General features: G+C 61.1%; 16 protein-coding genes. 12 read left to right on the top strand and 4 right to left on the bottom strand.

The features are described 5' to 3' along the window. Nucleotides 1–162: 162 nt before the first annotated feature. Nucleotides 163–1,056, top strand: coding sequence for an EamA family transporter RarD (gene rarD / locus NA645_RS02845; RefSeq protein ID WP_256047422.1), 894 nt, complete (start codon nucleotides 163–165; stop codon nucleotides 1,054–1,056). A gap of 29 nt (nucleotides 1,057–1,085) precedes the next feature. Here rarD and NA645_RS02840 read toward each other — a convergent pair whose 3' ends face one another. Next, nucleotides 1,086–1,604: a glycine cleavage system protein R gene (locus NA645_RS02840; RefSeq protein ID WP_256047421.1), complete on the bottom strand. Its 519-nt coding sequence runs from the start codon at nucleotides 1,602–1,604 to the stop codon at nucleotides 1,086–1,088. Nucleotides 1,605–1,876: 272 nt separating this feature from the next. On the opposite strand from NA645_RS02840, the gene NA645_RS02835 reads away from it, so the two are divergent. The 11 genes from NA645_RS02835 (at nucleotide 1,877) to NA645_RS02785 (ending at nucleotide 15,894) form a co-directional block, all read left to right on the top strand. Beyond that, the gene (locus tag NA645_RS02835) at nucleotides 1,877–4,057 is read left to right on the top strand and encodes a malate synthase G (protein ID WP_256047420.1); all 2,181 of its coding nucleotides are present in this window, start codon (nucleotides 1,877–1,879) and stop codon (nucleotides 4,055–4,057) included. A 278-nt stretch (nucleotides 4,058–4,335) separates the two neighbouring features. Beyond that, nucleotides 4,336–5,958 carry a methyl-accepting chemotaxis protein gene (locus tag NA645_RS02830; RefSeq protein ID WP_256047419.1) on the top strand — a complete coding sequence of 541 codons (1,623 nt, stop codon included), beginning with the start codon at nucleotides 4,336–4,338 and terminating at the stop codon, nucleotides 5,956–5,958. A 20-nt stretch (nucleotides 5,959–5,978) separates the two neighbouring features. Then, nucleotides 5,979–7,139, top strand: coding sequence for a hypothetical protein (locus tag NA645_RS02825; protein WP_256047418.1), 1,161 nt, complete (start codon nucleotides 5,979–5,981; stop codon nucleotides 7,137–7,139). Between the two features lie 11 nt (nucleotides 7,140–7,150). Further along, nucleotides 7,151–7,555, top strand: a complete 405-nt coding sequence (locus NA645_RS02820; protein WP_256047417.1) for a phosphate ABC transporter substrate-binding protein — start codon at nucleotides 7,151–7,153, stop codon at nucleotides 7,553–7,555. Nucleotides 7,556–7,740: 185 nt separating this feature from the next. Then, nucleotides 7,741–9,675 (top strand): putative nucleotidyltransferase substrate binding domain-containing protein, encoded by a 1,935-nt coding sequence (locus tag NA645_RS02815; RefSeq protein ID WP_256047416.1) that lies wholly within the window; start codon nucleotides 7,741–7,743, stop codon nucleotides 9,673–9,675. Then, nucleotides 9,672–10,376 carry a 3'-5' exonuclease gene (locus tag NA645_RS02810; RefSeq protein ID WP_256047415.1) on the top strand — a complete coding sequence of 235 codons (705 nt, stop codon included), beginning with the start codon at nucleotides 9,672–9,674 and terminating at the stop codon, nucleotides 10,374–10,376. The genes NA645_RS02815 and NA645_RS02810 overlap by 4 nt, the downstream gene beginning before the upstream one ends. A gap of 131 nt (nucleotides 10,377–10,507) precedes the next feature. After that, on the top strand, nucleotides 10,508–11,026 hold the full coding sequence (locus NA645_RS02805) for an RNA polymerase sigma factor (RefSeq protein WP_256047413.1): 519 nt from the start codon (nucleotides 10,508–10,510) through the stop codon (nucleotides 11,024–11,026). Beyond that, nucleotides 11,023–12,009: a FecR family protein gene (locus NA645_RS02800; RefSeq protein WP_256047412.1), complete on the top strand. Its 987-nt coding sequence runs from the start codon at nucleotides 11,023–11,025 to the stop codon at nucleotides 12,007–12,009. Before NA645_RS02805 ends, NA645_RS02800 begins: the two co-directional genes overlap by 4 nt. 128 nt (nucleotides 12,010–12,137) lie before the next feature. Further along, nucleotides 12,138–14,564: a TonB-dependent receptor gene (locus NA645_RS02795; protein WP_256047411.1), complete on the top strand. Its 2,427-nt coding sequence runs from the start codon at nucleotides 12,138–12,140 to the stop codon at nucleotides 14,562–14,564. After that, nucleotides 14,564–15,685 carry a PepSY-associated TM helix domain-containing protein gene (locus NA645_RS02790; protein ID WP_256047410.1) on the top strand — a complete coding sequence of 374 codons (1,122 nt, stop codon included), beginning with the start codon at nucleotides 14,564–14,566 and terminating at the stop codon, nucleotides 15,683–15,685. Before NA645_RS02795 ends, NA645_RS02790 begins: the two co-directional genes overlap by 1 nt. Continuing rightward, on the top strand, nucleotides 15,682–15,894 hold the full coding sequence (locus NA645_RS02785; protein WP_256047409.1) for a hypothetical protein: 213 nt from the start codon (nucleotides 15,682–15,684) through the stop codon (nucleotides 15,892–15,894). The genes NA645_RS02790 and NA645_RS02785 overlap by 4 nt, the downstream gene beginning before the upstream one ends. A gap of 35 nt (nucleotides 15,895–15,929) precedes the next feature. Here the strand turns inward: NA645_RS02785 and NA645_RS02780 are convergent, their stop codons facing one another. The 3 genes from NA645_RS02780 to NA645_RS02770 form a co-directional block, all read right to left on the bottom strand. After that, nucleotides 15,930–16,451, bottom strand: a complete 522-nt coding sequence (locus tag NA645_RS02780; RefSeq protein WP_256047408.1) for a hypothetical protein — start codon at nucleotides 16,449–16,451, stop codon at nucleotides 15,930–15,932. 98 nt (nucleotides 16,452–16,549) lie between these two features. Beyond that, nucleotides 16,550–18,319, bottom strand: a complete 1,770-nt coding sequence (locus tag NA645_RS02775; protein WP_256047407.1) for a sodium:solute symporter family protein — start codon at nucleotides 18,317–18,319, stop codon at nucleotides 16,550–16,552. Between the two features lie 6 nt (nucleotides 18,320–18,325). After that, nucleotides 18,326–18,589 carry a DUF4212 domain-containing protein gene (locus NA645_RS02770; protein WP_045163945.1) on the bottom strand — a complete coding sequence of 88 codons (264 nt, stop codon included), beginning with the start codon at nucleotides 18,587–18,589 and terminating at the stop codon, nucleotides 18,326–18,328. Between the last annotated feature and the right edge of the window lie 500 nt (nucleotides 18,590–19,089).

The raw sequence follows: 19,089 nt of genomic DNA, 5'->3' as shown, positions 1-19,089 counted from the left end.
ACGACGCCCCTGAGTCGTTCAGGTGAGACGGGTTGCTGTCGGCTGCGTTCAACCTGTGTGTTTGCCAATTGCTTCAACGGCGCGAACCATCGCAGCGGCAGACAAAGGGCCTGCCGCAGGCGCAAAATGCCCGGCTCTCCGTTGCTCCGTTACAGGACCACCATGGCCACCGCCGATCTACGTAAAGGGTATTTGCTGGGTCTGACGACCTTCTGCATCTGGGGCATGTTCCCGCTCTACTTCAAGTCCATCGAGCAATACGCGGCGCTCGAGATCGTTACCCAGCGCGCCATCTGGTCGGCGGTGTTCGGCACTTTGGTCCTCATGCTGTGGCGCCATCCGGGTTGGTGGCAGGAGCTGCTGGCGCATCCGCGCCGAATCGGCGTGCTGATGATTTCCAGCGTCTTGATCGCGACCAACTGGCTGATTTACGTCTGGGCGGTGAATAACGATCACATGCTCGAGGCGAGCCTGGGCTACTACATCAACCCGCTGGTCAACGTGCTGCTCGGCTTGATCGTGTTGCGCGAACGCCTGCGTCCGCTGCAATGGCTTGCGGTAGCCATGGCGGCGACCGGCGTCCTGCTGCAGCTGATCACGCTCGGCGACTTTCCGGTGGTCGCGATCGTGCTGGCGCTGAGCTTTGGCAGCTACGGCCTGTTGCGCAAGCAGGCGCCGGTGGCGGCGCTGCCTGGCCTGGTGGTGGAAACCTGGCTGCTGCTGCCGATCGCCCTGATCTGGCTGTTTTTCTTTGGCAGCGGGCCGACCACCGAATGGTCCTTCTGGACCGAACCTCAGGCACTGTGGCTGGTAGCCGCCGGCCCGGTCACCCTGCTGCCGCTGTTGTGCTTCAACGCCGCAGCACGTCATCTGCCCTATTCGACCCTCGGATTTTTGCAGTACATCACCCCGACACTTTTGCTGATTCTGGCGGTGTGGGTGTTCAACGAGCCCTTCCCTGCGGACCGCCAAGTGGCGTTCATCTGCATCTGGGCCGGGCTGGCGGTGTACAGCTATGACGCCTGGCGGCTAATGCGCAGGAGCGTTGAAGCCTGAGGCGACGCATGCGCCGGTGTAGTTAGCGGTCAGTCCGCTGACTGCAATTTCAGCTCCACCATCAGATCGTCGGCCAGGGTTTCCAGGTGCTGCTGCAACGCTTCCAGCGACAGCTCGGTCGGCACCGCCAGGCGCGCATCGGCATGGAATAGCAATTCGTTGGTCATCGGCGCGGGCAACACATCGGTGTCCAGGCTTTCCAGGTTGACGCCGTGCCCGGCCAGCAGTCGGGTGATGTCGCGGACGATGCCGGGACGATCATTACCCACCAGTTGCAATTGGATCATCCGCCAGCTGCGCTCGGGCTCTTCGCCGCTGTGCGCGAACACCACGCGGATGCCTTGTCGCTCCAGCTGCTGCAACGCGGCGATCAGGTCGGCATGCGCTTCGGCCGGCACCGCGACCCGCAGAATTCCGGCAAACTGCCCGGCCATGCGCGACATGCGACTCTCCAGCCAGTTGCCGCCATGCGCGGCGATGCAGTTGGCGATACGTTCGACCAGCCCCGGCTGATCTTCGGCGATGACTGTCAGGACGAGATGGTCCATGTCTGGCTCCTCTTCAGTTGGTTCTTGCGCTACCGGCGAAAGCCGCGTGCGCCTGAGCGTGAGTCGTGCACCCATGGAGCCCGGTTCCATAGGTATAGAACAAGGTGTCGGTTTCGCCGCTTTAGCACGGCAAATTGATCTCCAGTGCCGCGCCGTCGACCTGGGCTGACAAGCGCAACGAACTGCTTTTCCGGACGGGTTCCTGTAGTATCCGCCGACCCGGACTACAAGAAGAATCGTCCGAAGATTTGAAGAACCAAGTGAGGCGAGTAATGACTGAGCGCGTTCAAGTCGGTGGCCTGCAGGTCGCCAAAGTCCTGTATGACTTCGTCAACAACGAAGCGATCCCCGGTACTGGCGTCGATGCCGCGGCCTTCTGGGCCGGCGCCGACAGCGTCATCCATGATCTGGCGCCGAAAAACCGCGCTCTGCTGGCCAAGCGTGACGAACTGCAGGCGAAAATCGACGCCTGGCATCAGGCCCGCGCCGGTCAGGCTCACGACTTCGCCGCCTACAAGACCTTCCTGCAGGAAATCGGCTACCTGTTGCCCGAAGCCGAAGACTTCCAGGCCACCACCCAGAACGTCGACGAAGAAATCACCCGCATGGCCGGTCCGCAGCTGGTGGTGCCGATCATGAATGCTCGTTTCGCGCTGAACGCCGCCAACGCCCGCTGGGGTTCGCTGTACGACGCCCTGTACGGCACCGACGCCATCTCCGAAGAAGATGGCGCCACTAAAGGCCCGGGCTACAACGAAATTCGCGGCAACAAGGTCATCGCCTACGCGCGCGCGTTCCTCGATGAAGCCGCACCGCTGGCCTCCGGCTCGCACGTCGACTCCACCGGCTACCGCATCGAAGGCGGCAAGCTGGCCGTATCGCTGAAAGACGGCAGCACCACCGGCCTGAAAGACCCGCAGCTGCTGCTCGGCTTCCAGGGCGACGCCAGCGCCCCGATCGCCGTGCTGCTCAAGCACAACGGCATCCATTTCGAGATCCAGATCGACCCGGCCAGCCCCATCGGCCAGACCGACGCCGCCGGCGTGAAAGACATCCTGATGGAAGCGGCGCTGACCACCATCATGGACTGCGAAGACTCCATCGCCGCCGTCGACGCCGACGACAAGACCATCGTCTACCGCAACTGGCTCGGCCTGATGAAGGGCGACCTGGTCGAGGAACTGGAAAAGGGCGGCAAGCGCATCACCCGCGCGATGAACCCCGACCGCGTGTACAGCAAGGCCGATGGCAGCGGCGAGCTGACCCTACATGGTCGCTCCTTGCTGTTCATCCGCAACGTCGGTCACCTGATGACCAACGACGCCATCCTCGACAAGGACGGCAACGAAGTGCCGGAAGGCATCATGGACGGCCTGTTCACCAGCCTCGCCGCGATGCACAACCTCAACGGCAACACCACCCGCAAGAACACCCGCACCGGCTCGGTCTACATCGTCAAGCCGAAGATGCACGGCCCAGAAGAAGTGGCGTTCGCTACCGAACTGTTCGGCCGCGTCGAGGACGTGCTCAAGCTGCCGCGCAATACCCTGAAAGTCGGCATCATGGACGAAGAGCGCCGCACGTCGATCAACCTCAAGGCCTGCATCAAGGAAGCGCGCGAGCGCGTGGTGTTCATCAACACCGGCTTCCTCGACCGCACCGGCGACGAGATCCACACCTCCATGGAAGCCGGCCCGGTTGTTCGCAAGGCCGCGATGAAAGGCGAGAAGTGGATCAGCTCCTACGAGGACAACAACGTCGACGTCGGTCTGGCCTGCGGCCTGCAGGGCAAGGCGCAGATCGGCAAGGGCATGTGGGCCATGCCCGACCTAATGGCCGCCATGCTTGAGCAGAAGGTCGGTCACCCGCTGGCCGGCGCCAACACTGCCTGGGTCCCCTCGCCGACCGCCGCCACGCTGCACGCCATGCATTACCACAAGGTCGACGTGTTCGCGCGTCAGGCCGAGCTGGCCAAGCGCACCAAGGCTTCGGTGGACGACATCCTGACCATCCCGCTGGCCAAGGACACCAACTGGAGCGACGAGGAAAAGCGCAACGAGCTGGACAACAACTCGCAAGGCATCCTCGGCTACATGGTGCGTTGGGTCGAACAGGGCGTGGGCTGCTCCAAGGTACCGGACATCAATGACGTCGCACTGATGGAAGACCGCGCCACCCTGCGCATCTCCAGCCAGCACGTAGCCAACTGGATGCGTCACGGCGTAGTGACTCAGGACCAGGTCGTCGCAAGCCTCAAGCGCATGGCGCCAGTGGTCGATCGTCAGAACGAAGGTGATCCGCTGTACCGCCCGATGGCACCGGACTTCGGCAACAGCGTCGCCTTCCAGGCCGCCCTAGAGCTGGTCCTCGAAGGCACTAAGCAGCCCAACGGCTACACCGAGCCGGTCCTGCATCGCCGCCGCCGCGAGTTCAAGGCCAAGAACGGCCTGTAAATCCGCACCGCAGCGTCAGAGAAACCGCCCTCCGGGGCGGTTTTTTTTTATGGTTTTCGGAGCGCAGCCGGCGAGGGATCAGTGCGACTGCCAGCAAAACAGCACCGAGCCACGCGCAGAAACGAATACTTGGAAGCGCCGAACGGTATTCAACCTCCACCTGCGGCAGCCGATAACGTGACCGAACAACAAAATGCAGTCACAATCTTTCCGACTGATGGCCTTTCGGCATCGCTCACTGTCTCGTAGTATCCGCCGCCCCGTTGTGGAGTGATCCAATGTTCAAGAATTTCTCGCTCACCACGAAGTTATTGTTGGTGCCCGCCGTTGCCCTGTTCGGGCTGGTTCTGTATGTGGGTTATACCTCGCTGCAGCTCTCAGCGACCGACTCTCGGCTGGTGACGCTGGAAAAGCAGAGCTATCCCACTTTGGAAAAAGCCGATGCGGTGATCTTTCAGTTTTCCCGTATTCCCGGCCTGCTCAACAACGCCGTAGCTGCGGGCGAGGCCGGTCTACTCGGCGAGGCACGCGAAGTCCTGGCGGATATCGACACCCAGCAACAAGCGCTGGCTGCTCTGCTGGCGGGCGAGCCGCAACGGCGGCAGGCGCTCGACAACTGGCGCACCGCGGTGAAGGCCTACGCCGACAATGCGCTTGGTGCCTCGGCAAAGCTGATCGACGGCAGCGCCTCGTTCGATGACTTGCGTCCAAGCCTCGATCGCATGGCCAGCGATCTGGCCCAGGCGCAGAAACTTGCCTCCGAGTTCCGCACCGGCGCGTACGAAGATTTCCGTCAAACGCTCGCCCAGACCCGCGAAGACAACGCCGCCACCACGCGCTTGGGCATTATCCTCAGCCTCGTGCTAGTGGTTGTGGTGAGCCTTGGCGCCTGGCTGGTGATTCGTAGCGTGATGGCTAACGTGCGCGGCGTGATCGCCTCGCTGCAATCCATCGCCCGCGGCGATGGCGACCTGACGCAGCGCGTCAATGTTTCCTCGAACGATGAAATCGGCGCGATGATCGAACTGTTCAACGGTTTCCTCGACAAGCTGCAGCGAACCATCCGCCAGATCATCGAAGCCGCCAGCCCGCTCGGCCAGGTGTCGAAGGAGCTCTACAACCTGACCCAGGGTTCGGAGGAGAACGCCAAGTCGCAGCAGCACCATACCGACTCGATCACCCGTGACATTCTCACCATGACCGGCAGCATCCAGGAAGTTGCGCAGCGCTCGCAGCAGGCCTCCGACGAAGCCAACTCCGCAGCCCGCCAGGCCGCCGCAGCCCGCGAGCATGTCGGCAGTCTGTCCAGCGGCATCAGTGATCTGGGCAACAGCGTGATGAGCGCCGTGCAGGCCATGGAGCAACTGGAAGAGGAAACCCAGGAAGTCGGTTCCGTGCTGACGGTGATTCGCAGCATTGCCGAGCAGACCAATCTGCTAGCGCTCAACGCTGCGATCGAGGCCGCCCGCGCCGGTGAGCAAGGCCGCGGCTTCGCCGTGGTCGCCGACGAGGTGCGCAACCTGGCGCAGAAAACCGCAGCCTCGACCGCCGAGATACAGCAAATCATCCAGCGACTGCAAACCAGCGCCAACACGGTGCTCAATGTCATGACCAGCAATGGCGAGAAATCGCGGGCGAGCATCGAGCGCTCGGTAGAGGCTACCCAATTGCTCGAAACCATTGCGCAGACCGTCAACCAGATCGACGAACTCAACGCCGGCATCGCCCAGTTCACTCAGGAGCAGATAGGCCTGTCGAGTTCCATCCAACAAGAAACCCAAGTGTTGCAGCAGGACGCACAAGCAACCGCAAACGGCGCCGAAGCCACTGCCCGTCTGGGCGAACAATTGGTCAGCACGGGCGATCACCTGCGTGCGGCCACGGCCCAATTCCGCGTTTAAATTGCTTTAGGAGCATCCTGATGACCGCAGTACGTGTTATCGGCCTGGCAGCCATCTGCCTGGCAACTACCCCAGCCTTCGCGCTGGAACAGGGCGAGCACCGCTTCAACGGCTTCGGTACCGTTGGTTTTACCCATCTGGGCGGTGGAGACGAAGGTCGCAGCTATGGCGTGCAGGGCCAGACCAACGATTCCTGGCGCGGCGACCAGCTATCCAAGTTCGGTGCGCAGCTGCAGTACGGCGTCACCGACACCGTCGGCGCCACTGTGCAGGTCACGGCCAAGGCCGAACAGGACGACTGGAAAGCCAATCTGGAATGGGCCTACCTCTCCTGGCAGACCAATGATCAGCTGATGCTCCGCGCCGGTCGCTTGCGCAGCCCGGTCTACATGTATTCCGAAAGCCTCGACGTCGGCTACAGCTACCCTTGGCTGCGCCTGCCCGACGAGGTCTACAGCCAGGTCCAGGTGACCAACTACGAAGGCGTGGATGCGGTCTACACCGTGCCGCTTTCCTACGGTTCGGTGACCTTCCAGGTTGCTGGCGGTCAGGCGAAGAATCGCGACTACTACGCCTACGATGAACTGTTCGATATCGATTACGGCAAGCTGTTCGGCGCCAGCGTGAGCCTGGCCACCAACGATTTCGGCATGCTGCGCATCGGCTATGTCGAGGCGGATATCAAGACCGATATTAGCGGCACGGTGGATGTCGGCGGCGGCACGATGATGCCCTTGAGCTTGCTGACACTCGATAAAGAGAAAGGCAAGTTCACTTCGATCGGCTACCTATACGACAACGGTACCTGGATCAGCAGTAACGAGTGGACCTCGCGCATGATCGAAAACGATGGCATGGAGTCGATCGATTCCTTCTACCTGATGGGTGGCCGTCGCTTCGGTGATTTCCTGCCGCATGTGACCTACGCGCAACTGGATGACAACGGTGGCCGTCAGAGCTCCTGGACGATGGGCCTCAATTACCAGGCCGCGCCGACTGTAGTGGTCAAGGGCGAGTACAAGCGCGTCGACACGAAGAACGGCTACGACGGCGTGTTCACCCGCAACGCCCAGGAAGTTTACGAGAACGCAGCGTACGACCTGAGCTCCGGTTTCATCGGCACGCCTGCCCGCAACTACGACGGCGACATCATCTCCGTCGGCGTCGACTTCGTATTTTGAGGAGCGTCCAGATGAAAACACCCCTTCGCATCCTCAGCAGCGCAGCATTGCTCGGCGTGGCCGCCCTGGCTCAGGCCGAGGTCGCCGTAATCGTCAATCCAGGCGCGGCCAAGGCACTCTCGCAGTCGGACGTCGCAAACATCTTCCTGGGCAAGGATAAGTCCATGAAAGGCGTGGACCTCAAGGACTGGACACCGGCCAAGGAAAGCTTCTACTCGGCGGTCACCAACAAGAACGAGTCGCAGCTGAAGTCCTACTGGTCCGGTCTGGTGTTCACCGGCAAGGGCCAACCGATGTCGAGCGTCGCCAATGACGCGGCCGTGGTGGCCAAAGTCGCCGCTGAAGCCGACGCCATCGGCTACGTCGACAGCGCGGCGGTCAACGATTCGGTCAAGGTGCTGTTCACCCTGCCGTGATTTGATTCTTTGCTGCAAAAAACCGCCCATCCGGGCGGTTTTTTTTGCGCGCAAAATTCGCCGACCCTTATCGAATGAGCTGACGCCTGTCAGCCCGTTGCTCCCCTCGGCGACTAGACTTACGTCCAATGTGCCCCTCCGGACCCACGGCCCACCATTGGGCGCTTAAAAAATGGAAGCGAACCATGAGCAAAGCCGATGCCTTCGCCGAGGCAGGCAAGACTGCCGTGCTGCAGAACATTCACGGGACCATGGAATTTCTGCGCAAGTATCCGCCGTTCAATCAGATGGAACCGGGTCACCTCGCCTATCTGGTCGAAAACTGCCAGCTGCGCTTCTACAGTGAAGGCGACTGCATCATTTCGCCCGACGATGGCATCGTCGAGCACTTCTATATCGTCAAGCAGGGCCGTGTGCATGGCCAGCGGCCGCACACAAGCAAGCGCGGAACCGAAACCACCTTCGAAGTGATCCTTGGCGAATGCTTCCCGATGGCCGCCCTGATGGGCGAGCGCGCAACCCGCACCGGGCATTTCGCCGCAGAGGACACCTTCTGTTTTCTGCTGAACAAGCCGGCCTTCGTCAAGCTGGTGTCCAAATCCGCCGCGTTCCGTGACTACGCCATGCGCGGCGTGAGCAGCCTGCTGGATCTGGTCAACCAGCAGGCGCAGATGCGGGCGGTGGAAAATCTCGGCGCTCAATACTCCCTGGACAGCGGTGTCGGCGAGCTGGCTCTACACCATCCGGTCTCCTGCCTGCCCTCGATGCCGCTGAACGAAGCGGTCGCCCTGATGCATGAAAACAACGTGGGCAGCATCGTTGTGACCGACGCGGACCTGCACCCCCAGGGCATCTTTACGCTACGCGATCTACGCCGCGTTATCGGTACCGGCACGACCGATCTGTCGATGCCGATCGCCCAGTTCATGACGCAGGACCCGTTCCATCTGCCGCCGGACGCGTCCGCGTTCGACGCTGCGATTGCCATGACCGAGCGGCACATCGGCCATATTTGCGTGGTGGAGAACGGCCTGCTGCGCGGCGTTATTTCCGAGCGCGATCTGTTCTCGCTACAGCGCGTCGATCTGGTTCATCTGGCGCAGGCCATTTCTCATGCCGATAGCGTCGAGACGCTGGTCATTATTCGCAGCCGTATCCAGCAATTGGTGGACAACATGCTGGCGCACGGCGCCTCGTCCACCCAAATCACCCGCATCATCACGTTGCTCAACGATCACTCGGTCTGCCGAGTCATTCAACTCGCCATCGAAGCGTTGGGCGATCCCGGCGTCCCCTTTACCTGGCTGTGTTTCGGCAGCGAGGGACGGCGCGAACAGACGCTGCATACCGACCAAGACAACGGCATCCTTTTCGAAGCCGAGGACGCAGCTGAAGCCGCACATATCCGTGGGCGACTGCTGCCACTCGCCGAGCGCATCAACCAGGACCTCGGCACCTGCGGCTTTACACTGTGCAAGGGCAACATCATGGCCGGCAATCCGCAGCTGTGTTTGTCGCGCCAAGAATGGCGTCGGCGCTTCAGCTCGTTCATCCGGGAGTCGACGCCGGAGAACCTGCTCGGCAGTACCATCTTCTTCGACCTGAGAGCGGTCTGGGGCTCCAGCGATGGCTGCGAGCGGCTGCGCAGCGACCTGCTCGAAGAGATTGCAGAAAATCGGCTGTTTCAGCGGATGATGGCCGAAAATGCGTTGCGTCACCGGCCACCGGTAGGCCGGTTCCGTGACTTCGTCATGACCCGCAAAGGCGACGGCAAGGCGACGCTGGATCTCAAGGTGCAGGGCCTGACGCCCTTCGTCGACGGGGCCCGGCTGCTGGCGCTGGCCAATGGTATCGCCAGCACCAACACGCTCGATCGGCTGCGGCTGCTGGTGGAAAAGCAGGTCATCGACGAAAAGGATGGCGCGGCCTACGAAGAGGCCTACCATTTCATCCAGCAGACGCGCATGCAGCAACACCAGCAGCAGGCACGCGAGGGGCGGCCCTATTCCAACCGGCTCGACCCTGACACCCTGAACCACCTGGACCGTCGTATCCTGCGCGAATCTTTCCGTCAGGCCCAGCGCCTGCAGAGCAGCCTGACCCTGCGTTATCAGTTATGAACATGCCTTGGTTCAACATGCGTGGTCCGGTACTGGACCTTGAACAGCTGCAGCGACGCGACCGGCTACCCGTGCCGTCGGCACCCGCTACCTGCCCGCTCAGTGAATCGCGTCTGGTGGTGCTGGACCTGGAAACCAGCGGGCTGGATATGCGTCGCGACATCGTTCTGTCCATTGGCGCGGTGGTCATCGAGAACGGCGGCATCGACCTGGGCCAGCAGTTCGAGTCGACGTTGCTGCGACCGGCTCAGAAAATCAGCGAGAGCGTACTTATCCACGGCATCGCGCCGAGCGAGTTGGAAGCCGGCGAAGATCCCGCCGAAGCGTTGCTGGATTTCATGGAGTTCGTCGCTGACAGCCCGATTCTGGCGTTTCATGCCGGTTTCGATCAGCGCATGCTGACTCGCGCGCTCAAGCAGACGCTCGGCCACAAATTGCGTCACCCGTTTCTCGACGTGGCCGAACTCGCACCTATGCTATGTCCCGACAATCGCCCGCGACAGAATGGGCTGGACGACTGGTGCAGTCGTTTCGGCCTGCAAGTGCTGCAGCGCCACCATGCCAGCGCCGACGCGCTCGTAACGGCCGAGTTGGCGCTGATCCTGCTCAGTAAGGCGCGCCGGCAAGGATTGGATAGCTTGGCGGCGCTGAATCAGCGGCTGACTAATTGGCGTCGGCGCCAACAGGCGCAATTGATGTAGCACCGCCGCACATGAATCTCTCCAGATCTGTCGCGTAACCGATAGCCAGTCGTTGCACCGCTAACGGCAACTTGCGATCATGCTGCGAATAGTTCTCGTTACCGGCCAATCCAGGCCTCGGAGCGTTCGTCTTGTCGGCGGGTGAATCGTCCAATCAACTTTTTGTAGGCACGCTGTATCGCGACCATCGTGATTGGCTGCTCAGCTGGCTGCGGCGCTACCAGACCTGCCCGCATCGCGCCGAGGACCTGAGCCAGGATGCATTCCTGCGCCTGCTCAAACGCAATGACCTGGGTGAGGTGCGCGAACCGCGAGCGCTGCTGGCGACGATTGCCCGCGGCCTGCTGATTGACCATTTTCGCCGCAGTGCGCTGGAACGCACCTATCTCGATGAACTGGCGCTTCAGCCGGAAGAAACGCAACCCAGCGCCGAGGAGCAGCTGCAGATCATCGAGGCGCTGCGCGAGGTGAATGCGCTGCTGGGTCAACTGTCCGCGAATGCGCGCGCGGCATTCTTCTACAACCGCCTGGATGGCATGACGCATGCCGAGATTGCCCAACGCCTCGGCGTGTCGGTCCCGCGTGTGCGGCAGTATCTCGCCCGGGCGCTGCGCCAGTGTTACATCGCCGTCTACGGCGAGCCGACATGAGCCTGGACCGCACACCGGTATCGGCCCGCGTCCTCGATGAGGCTATCGCCTGGCAATTGCGCCTGGGGGACGACGCAGCGGGTATCCAGCTCGACGCCGAACTCCAGCGCTGGCTGAACCAAAGCGCCGAGCACGCCAAGGCCTGGGCGCAGCTGGGGGGTATCGATCGGCGTCTGGGAACGATCAACTCGCCAAGCGCTAGGCGCGCCCTGCAGCGCAATGCCGCGACCAAACGGCAGCATGCCGTTAGCCGCACGCTTCTGGGGTTGGCCTTGCTCGGCTTGCTCGGTATCGGCCTTGCGCTTCAGGCGCGCCCGCTGCCGGTCTGGCTCGCAGACGCAAGCACCGGCGCAGGCGAGCAGCGCAGCCTTACGCTGGACGACAACAGCCGCATCCAGCTGAACAGCCGCAGCGCACTGGACATCCGCTTCGATGAGCGGCGACGCGGACTGTTCCTGCATCAAGGAGAAGTGCTAGTGGAAACGGCGCCGGGAAGCGACCCGCGACCGTTCATCGTGGAAACCGCACATGGCGACCTTCGAGCGCTGGGTACGCGCTTCATCGTTCGTCGCGAAGGGAATGCCACTCGGCTGATCGTGCTGCGCTCGGCGGTCGCCGCGCATCCGGACGACGGGCAAACGGGCCGCACCATAGGCGCTGGCGAGCAGGTGCTGATGCATCGCAATCGCCTTGGAGAGAGTTCGGCCGCGCCCATCGCGGCGGATGCCTGGAGCCACGGCATGCTCGTCGTTGATGACCTGCCGTTGAGTGAACTGCTGAAAAAACTGAGCGAATACCGCCGCGGCTATCTGGGCCTCGATCCGAGCCTCGAGTCCCTGCGCATCAGCGGCAGCTTTCCGCTGCATGACACCGACCGGGCCCTGGCGGCGCTTCCGCCCAGCCTTCCGGTGCGGATCGAACGTCACACCGACTGGTGGGTAAAGGTGGTTCCGGCGCAACCCGTCAGCCCCCCGGGCAAGTAGCGACGGCGCCCACCACAGCGGCGCTGCGGGCCCCTATGAAAATATTTTCAGTTGCCCCTATCACTTTTCATTTCTGATCCGGCCTGATGAATAACTGAGACATATTCCTATTCGGGAGTCATTCACAAATGCCATCGCTTTCACTGTTCCGTCCCAGCCTCCTGGCCGTTGCTATTGCCGTCGCACCACTGCCACTACTGGCCCAGGCGGCCAACGGCGAAGCAGTTATTGGCGATGTTCGCGAGTACTCTCTGCCCGCCGCACCTCTGGCCTCGACCCTCAATCGTATCGCCGCCGAAGCGGGACTGGTGCTCAGCATCGATCCGGCGTTGACCCGCGACCGCCTGGCCGAGCCGGTACAAGGCCGCTTCGATGGCCAGGGTGCGCTGCAGCGAGCCTTGCGCGGCACCGGACTCGAACTTCGTCAGGACCCTTCGGGCAGCTTCAGTTTGCAGCAGGCAGCAACCGAGGCGATGGCACTGCCGGATGTCACCGTGACGGCAACCGAGGCGTTGGCTGAGGGCGGCGAAGAAAGCGGCTATCGCGCCAGCGCCGTGCGAAACGTCGGCGCGCTGGGCGGAATGGCACTCCAAGATGCTCCCTATTCGGTGACAGTGATTTCGTCGGAGCTGATGGATAACATCCAGGCCACCTCCAGCGACGACATCTTCAAGCTCAGCCCGACCACGCAGTTCACCTCCCCGACCAGCGCCGGTTACGCCAGCGCGGTAGCCATTCGCGGCTTCAGCGGCGTCGGCAACCTGAGCATCGCCAATGATGGCCTGCGCTTCAGTAACGGCTACGATGGCGGCAACTTCATCGAGGAAATGGAGCGTCTGGAAATCCTCAGCGGTCTGTCCGGCTTCCTCTATGGTCCGGCCAGCCCCGGCGGACTGGTCAACTACGTGCTCAAGCGCCCCACTGCCGAGCGCTACAACAGCGTGACCTACGGCACCCCCGGCGGCGAGAGCCAGTACCTGCACGGCGACTTCGGCGGGCCGATCGACAGCGAAGGTCGCTTCGCCTACCGCGCCAACCTGCTCGCCCAGGATGGTGAAACCGCCATTGACGGACAGGTCGAACGCCGTCACATGGCCAGCGTCGCACTGGACTGGAACGTCAGCGACGACTTGCTTATCCAGTTCGACGCCTCGCACAAGCAGAGCGAGACGCGGGGCCTCACCAGCTACTGGTACTTCGCCGATCAAGCATTCCGGCCTGATGCCGACGACTTGGAGAACGACGAGCTCTATAGCCAACGCTGGGCCTACAACGACAGCCGCCACGACCGTGTCGGCAGCCGCTTCCAGTGGCGCCTGAGCGACGTGTTCAGCCTGCGCGGCGCGCTCGGCTACAGCCAGTACACGACCGAATACGCCTATACGGGGCCGACCGTGAACTCGGCCGGCGTGTACGTCCAGCCGCTCTACGCCTTCGCCCCGGTGGAAACCGAAGAGACCTCCGGTAACCTTTTCCTCGATGCGGTTTTCGACACCGTGGGCATCGGCCATGAGATGACCTTCGGTTACCAAGGAAACATCGCACGGGTTCGCTATAACACCGATTACATTCCCTTTCCGGGTCCGCAATATGTATCGGTCACGCCCGAAGTGCCCTTCAGCGAGCGGCCGCAGGTGGCCAAGCCCGCCTACGACCTCGGCGATGGCGACTACCATCTGGCCAACCGCTCCCAGGCCGACAGCGTACTGATCGGCGACGTCATCACATTCAACGAGCAATGGTCGACGATCCTTGGCGTGACGCACTCACGTATCAAGACCTTCAGCGACAACTTCGTCTGGGTCGAAGCGTTCGGCAGCCCGCCGGCGATCGAGGACTACAGCGAAACTAAAACCTCGCCCAACGTCTCGCTCGTCTACAAGCCCGTCGAGTGGCTGACTACGTACGTGACCTACATCGAAGGTCTGCAGACGGGTGGCGTGGCGCCGAGCGGCTCGAACAACGCCGGCCAGGCACTGGCGCCGATCGTCAGCGAGCAGTACGAAATCGGTGCGAAAGCCGAGCTCGGCGGTGCCCTGTACACCGTTGCGCTGTTCGACATCGAGAAGCCCAACACCTACACCAATGCAGCCAACTTCTTCGTTCAGGATGGCATGCAGAACAACAAGGGCCTGGAGTTCAGCGTAACGGGCAACGTTACCCCAGCACTGACGCTGGTGGGCGGCGTCACTTTGCTCGATCCGGTCGTAGAAGGCGCGGCGAACGCTGCCAACGACGGCAATCGCCCGGTCGACGTGGCGCGGCACCTGGCCAAGCTGTACGGCGAATACGCGATCTTCGGCGTACCCGGGCTGACACTCACCGGTGGCGCCTTCTATACGGGCAAGCAATACACCGACGAGGCCAACGACCACACCATCCCCTCGTTCACCACTTTCGACCTAGGCGGTCGCTATCGCATGGCCTTGGCGGATGAACGAGCTCTGACCCTGCGCGCCAACTTGAGCAACCTGACCGACGAGGAATACTGGCTGAGCAGCCATTACCTTGGGGCACCCCGCACGCTCAAGCTGTCGGCGCAGCTGGAGTTCTAATGCGAACCACCACAATCCGTCGCTGGTCCTTCGTCCACACCTGGACCAGCCTGATCTGCACGCTGTTCCTGCTGATGCTTGCCATTACCGGGCTACCGCTGATCTTTCACCACGAGCTGGAGCACCTGCTTGGCGAGGCGCCCGAGCTGCGTGAGATGCCTGCCGACACCCCGCATCTGGATCTGCAGCAGCTGGTCGCCGCGGCCGAACGGCATCGGCCGGAAGAGGTGGTCCAGTACCTGGGCTGGGAAGCAGACGAGCCGTCCGGTGTGGTCGCCATCATGGCGGCGACCGCCGGCACCGAGCCGAATTCGTCCTATACCTTCATGCTCGATGCGCGCACCGGCGAAGCGCTGGAAATGCCGGCGGCCAATGGCGGGCTGATGATGTTCTTCTTGCGCATGCACGTGGACATGTTCGCCGGGCTTCCCGGCAAGCTGCTTTTGGCTTTCATGGGACTGCTGTTCGTCGTCGCCATCATTTCCGGAGTAGTGCTCTACGCGCCGTTCATGCGGCGACTGGAATTTGCCCAGGTGCGGCATGAACGAGCCAGCCGTACCCGCTGGCTGGATTTGCACAATCTGATTGGTGTGGTCACGCTCAGTTGGGCACTGGTAGTGGGGATCACCGGCGTGGTCAGCGCCTGTGCGGACCTGCTGATCGAGGCTTGGCGTGCCGAATCCCTGAGCGCGATGCTCGAGCCCTACCGGGATGCCCCGCCGTTGACGGAACGCGCACCGGCCAGTCAGTTGCTGGAAATCGCCGCTCAGGCAGCACCAGGCATGCAGCCGGATTTCATTGCATTTCCCGGTACGCGTTTTTCCAGCGAGCATCATTACACGGTGTTCATGAACGGCAATAGCCATCTGACCTCGCATCTGCTCACACCGGTGCTGATCGATGCGCAAACGCTCGACATCACAGCTGCCGGCAGCCGCCCCTGGTATATGGATGCGCTGTCGCTGTCCTCGCCGCTGCACTTCGGCGATTACGGCGGCCGGCCGATGCAGATTCTCTGGGCAGTGCTGGACGTGCTGACCATCATCGTACTCGGCAGCGGGCTCTATCTGTGGTGGGTACGACGTCGCGGCGCCACATCGACACGCGAGGTGATGGCATGAGCTGGCGCCAATCGACGTTTCTGCTGCCCGGCCTGATCGCCCTCCTCGGTTTAGCAGGGTTGTTCGCCGCGCTGCTCGGTGATGGCTGGTGGGATACGTTGGCCTGGCTCGGGCTCGGCGCGCAGGCGGGACTGGGTCTCTGGCCTTTGCTACTCGGCCGCCGAAGCCATGCCGGTAGCGAAAGGATCAACCAGCGCCAGCAGCCCTGACTGCCATAGCAGGCGGCATCGCTGGCATGGAGTGATCAAGAATGATCGGCTGTGCAAACGGCCTGGTAAAGCGGCGCAGCCACGTCCAGTTCGGTCATGGTTTCAAACTTCGCCTGACCTTCCTCGTTCAGCCGGAACATTACCTTCTCGGTGCAAAGCGCCTGGTAATTCGCGCTTTTCACCGTGGACATCAGATGATGCTTTTCAAAGCGATACAGGGTGAAACGGGCGACGGGACCCTTGCTGGTCTCTTCGATCTGCGCGTTCGCGCCATCGAGTACCGTATAGACCAGTGGCATCGGAAACTTGATGGTCCAGGGGCGCCAGAACATCTCGCCCTCTTCGCTCGATACCACAACCGAGCCCTGCGGCAGACGCGCTTGCTTGGTATCGAACCAGGTGTATTCGTAATGGATGGTGTAGCCGAGCATGCCCAGACCGGCGAACGCCGGGATGATCCACTTCGGTAGTCGTTTACGAGTCAGGCTGCGCAGCAGCAACGCGACCCCCGCACCCGCCACTGCGGCGACAATTGCAGCGATTAGATGCCAGATCATATGAATCTTCCTTAAAAAAGTCGGGCTTCCAAATGGAAGCCCGACTTATATCTCAACCATGGGCCAGTTTCTAACCCAACTTCTGGTCGAATCGTTACTTAGTGATCAAGCGCAACGCCAGCACCTTTCGGAGTACGAACGCTTTCCACCAGATCCTGGATTTCCTGCGGCGGAGCCTCGGTAGCCATAGACACAGCGTAAGCAACTGCGAAGTTCAGTATCGCTCCGATGGCGCCGAAGGCCTGCGGAGAGATGCCGAATATCCAGTTGTCAGGCGTATTGGCGAAAGACGCAGTGCCAGGGATGAAGAACCAGCCCAAGTACAGGAAGATGTACACGCTGGTGCTCACCACACCAACCAGCATGCCAGCAACGGCACCCTTGCTGTTCACGCGCTTGGAGAAGATCCCCATCATCAGCGCTGGGAACAGGCTCGCTGCAGCAAGACCGAACGCTAGCGCCACCACCTGTGCAGCGAAGCCTGGAGGATTCAGCCCTAGCCAGGTTGCCAGGATGATAGCCGCCGTCATGGACAAGCGGGCTGCCAGCATCTCGTTCTTCTCGCTGATCTTCGGATTGATGATCGTCTTGATCAGGTCATGACTGATAGCCGAGGAAATGGCCAGCAACAAGCCCGCAGCCGTGGACAGCGCCGCCGCGATGGCACCCGCAGCGATCAAACCGATGACCCAACCTGGCAGGTTAGCGATTTCAGGGTTGGCCAGTACGATGATGTCGTTGTTGACGACCAGCTCGTTACCGTTCCAACCACGCTCTTGGGCAGTGGGGGCGAAGGTAGCGTTGGTGTCGTTGTACATCTGGATACGACCATCGCTGTTCTTGTCTTCCCAGGTGATCAGACCGGTTTGTTCCCACGTCTGGATCCAGCCCGGACGCGCTTCGTACTGAATCGCTTCAGCCTGCGGGCCTTCCGGATAGATGGTATCGACAAGGTTCAGACGAGCCATGGACGCAACGGCCGGAGCAGTCAGGTACAAGAGGGCGATGAAGATCAGCGTCCAGCCAGCCGACCAGCGAGCATCAGCTACTTTCGGTACGGTGAAGAAGCGGATGATGACGTGCGGCAGACCTGCGGTACCGATCATCAGCGACAGGGTGAACAGGAACATGTTCAGCTTATTGTCGACATCAGCAGTGTAGGCAGCGAAGCCCAGGTCCTGAACGACAGTATCCAGCTTGTCCAGCAGCGGCATGCCGGATTCGACGTGAGTACCGAACATCCCGAACATCGGGATCGGGTTGCCAGTCAGTTGCATGGCGATGAACACGGCCGGAATGGTGTACGCGATGATCAGCACCACGTACTGCGCCACCTGGGTGTAAGTGATGCCCTTCATGCCGCCGAATACCGCGTAGGCGAACACGATCGCGGCGGCAATCCAGATACCGGCGGAGTTGCTCACTTCGAGGAAGCGGGAGAAGGCCACACCAGCACCGGACATCTGGCCGATTACGTAGGTGACCGAAATCAGAATCAGGCAGATAACTGCAACCAGGCGCGCGCCTCGGCTGTAGAAACGGTCACCGATGAAGTCAGGTACGGTGAACTTGCCGAATTTACGCAGGTAGGGTGCCAACAGCATCGCCAGCAGCACGTAACCGCCGGTCCAGCCCATCAGATAGACCGAAGTGGCATAACCACCGGACGCGATGATCCCCGCCATGGAAATGAACGAAGCCGCAGACATCCAGTCAGCCGCTGTCGCCATACCGTTTGTTACGGGATGGACGCCACCGCCAGCTACATAGAACTCTTTGGTCGACCCAGCGCGGGCCCACACCGCAATCCCTATATATAGGAGAAAGGATGCGCCCACGAACAACATATTAATCCAATATTGACTCATTCTGGCTTACTCCTCGACCCCAAATTCCTTGTCCAGTTTGTTCAACCGCCACGCGTAGTGGAAGATGATCAAAATGAACGTAATGATGGAACCTTGCTGAGCGAACCAGAACCCCAGATCTGTTCCGCCGACCGGTATACCGGACAGCAACGGGCGCAAGAGGATAGCAAAGCCATATGAGACGAGAGCCCAAACCACAAGGCTCCATGTTATGAGGCGAACGTTCGCCTTCCAGTACGCAGCAGCATTTTCTTTATCGGCGTCGGCCATTGACGTTCTCCGTCTTATTTTTATTACGAGTGAGAGGAACCACATCGTGAATCTAGCAAGGATGGGTTCTGAAAAGAAAGCCCCGACTTTAGTCTGACGAACGCTACCGAATGCCATCTAAACCGCTGAATTACGGCATTCCGTACACGCTTTCATAGCTGAACAAGCTGTCGCTCGATAGCGTTCAATCCTCGACGTGACTGTCCGACGCTCGATGTCCCGCTACGACCGGGGATAAACCAGCCCCCCTTGCCCACGCGAACAGCACCCGCTCACCCCGGCGGCTCGAAACTACCAACCTTAATCGAACATAAAAGCGCGCCAATCATTCCCGCTCTTGATACATCCAATCCAAAGCAAGCATGAATAATCAGACATGAACTTCAATACGTGAAATTTAAAACCTAACAAGCGTTGAATCCAGACGCTTAATTAGGCGCCACATTAATCAAACGAAACAAACAAACTTATATCAAAAACATAATCCATCCTTCTAACAC

Origin of the sequence: Stutzerimonas stutzeri (assembly GCF_024448955.1) — a bacterium.
Classification (GTDB): domain Bacteria; phylum Pseudomonadota; class Gammaproteobacteria; order Pseudomonadales; family Pseudomonadaceae; genus Stutzerimonas; species Stutzerimonas stutzeri_AQ.
The sequence above is the reverse complement of the archived record's forward strand: the minus strand, read 5'-3'. Positions and strand labels throughout refer to the sequence as shown.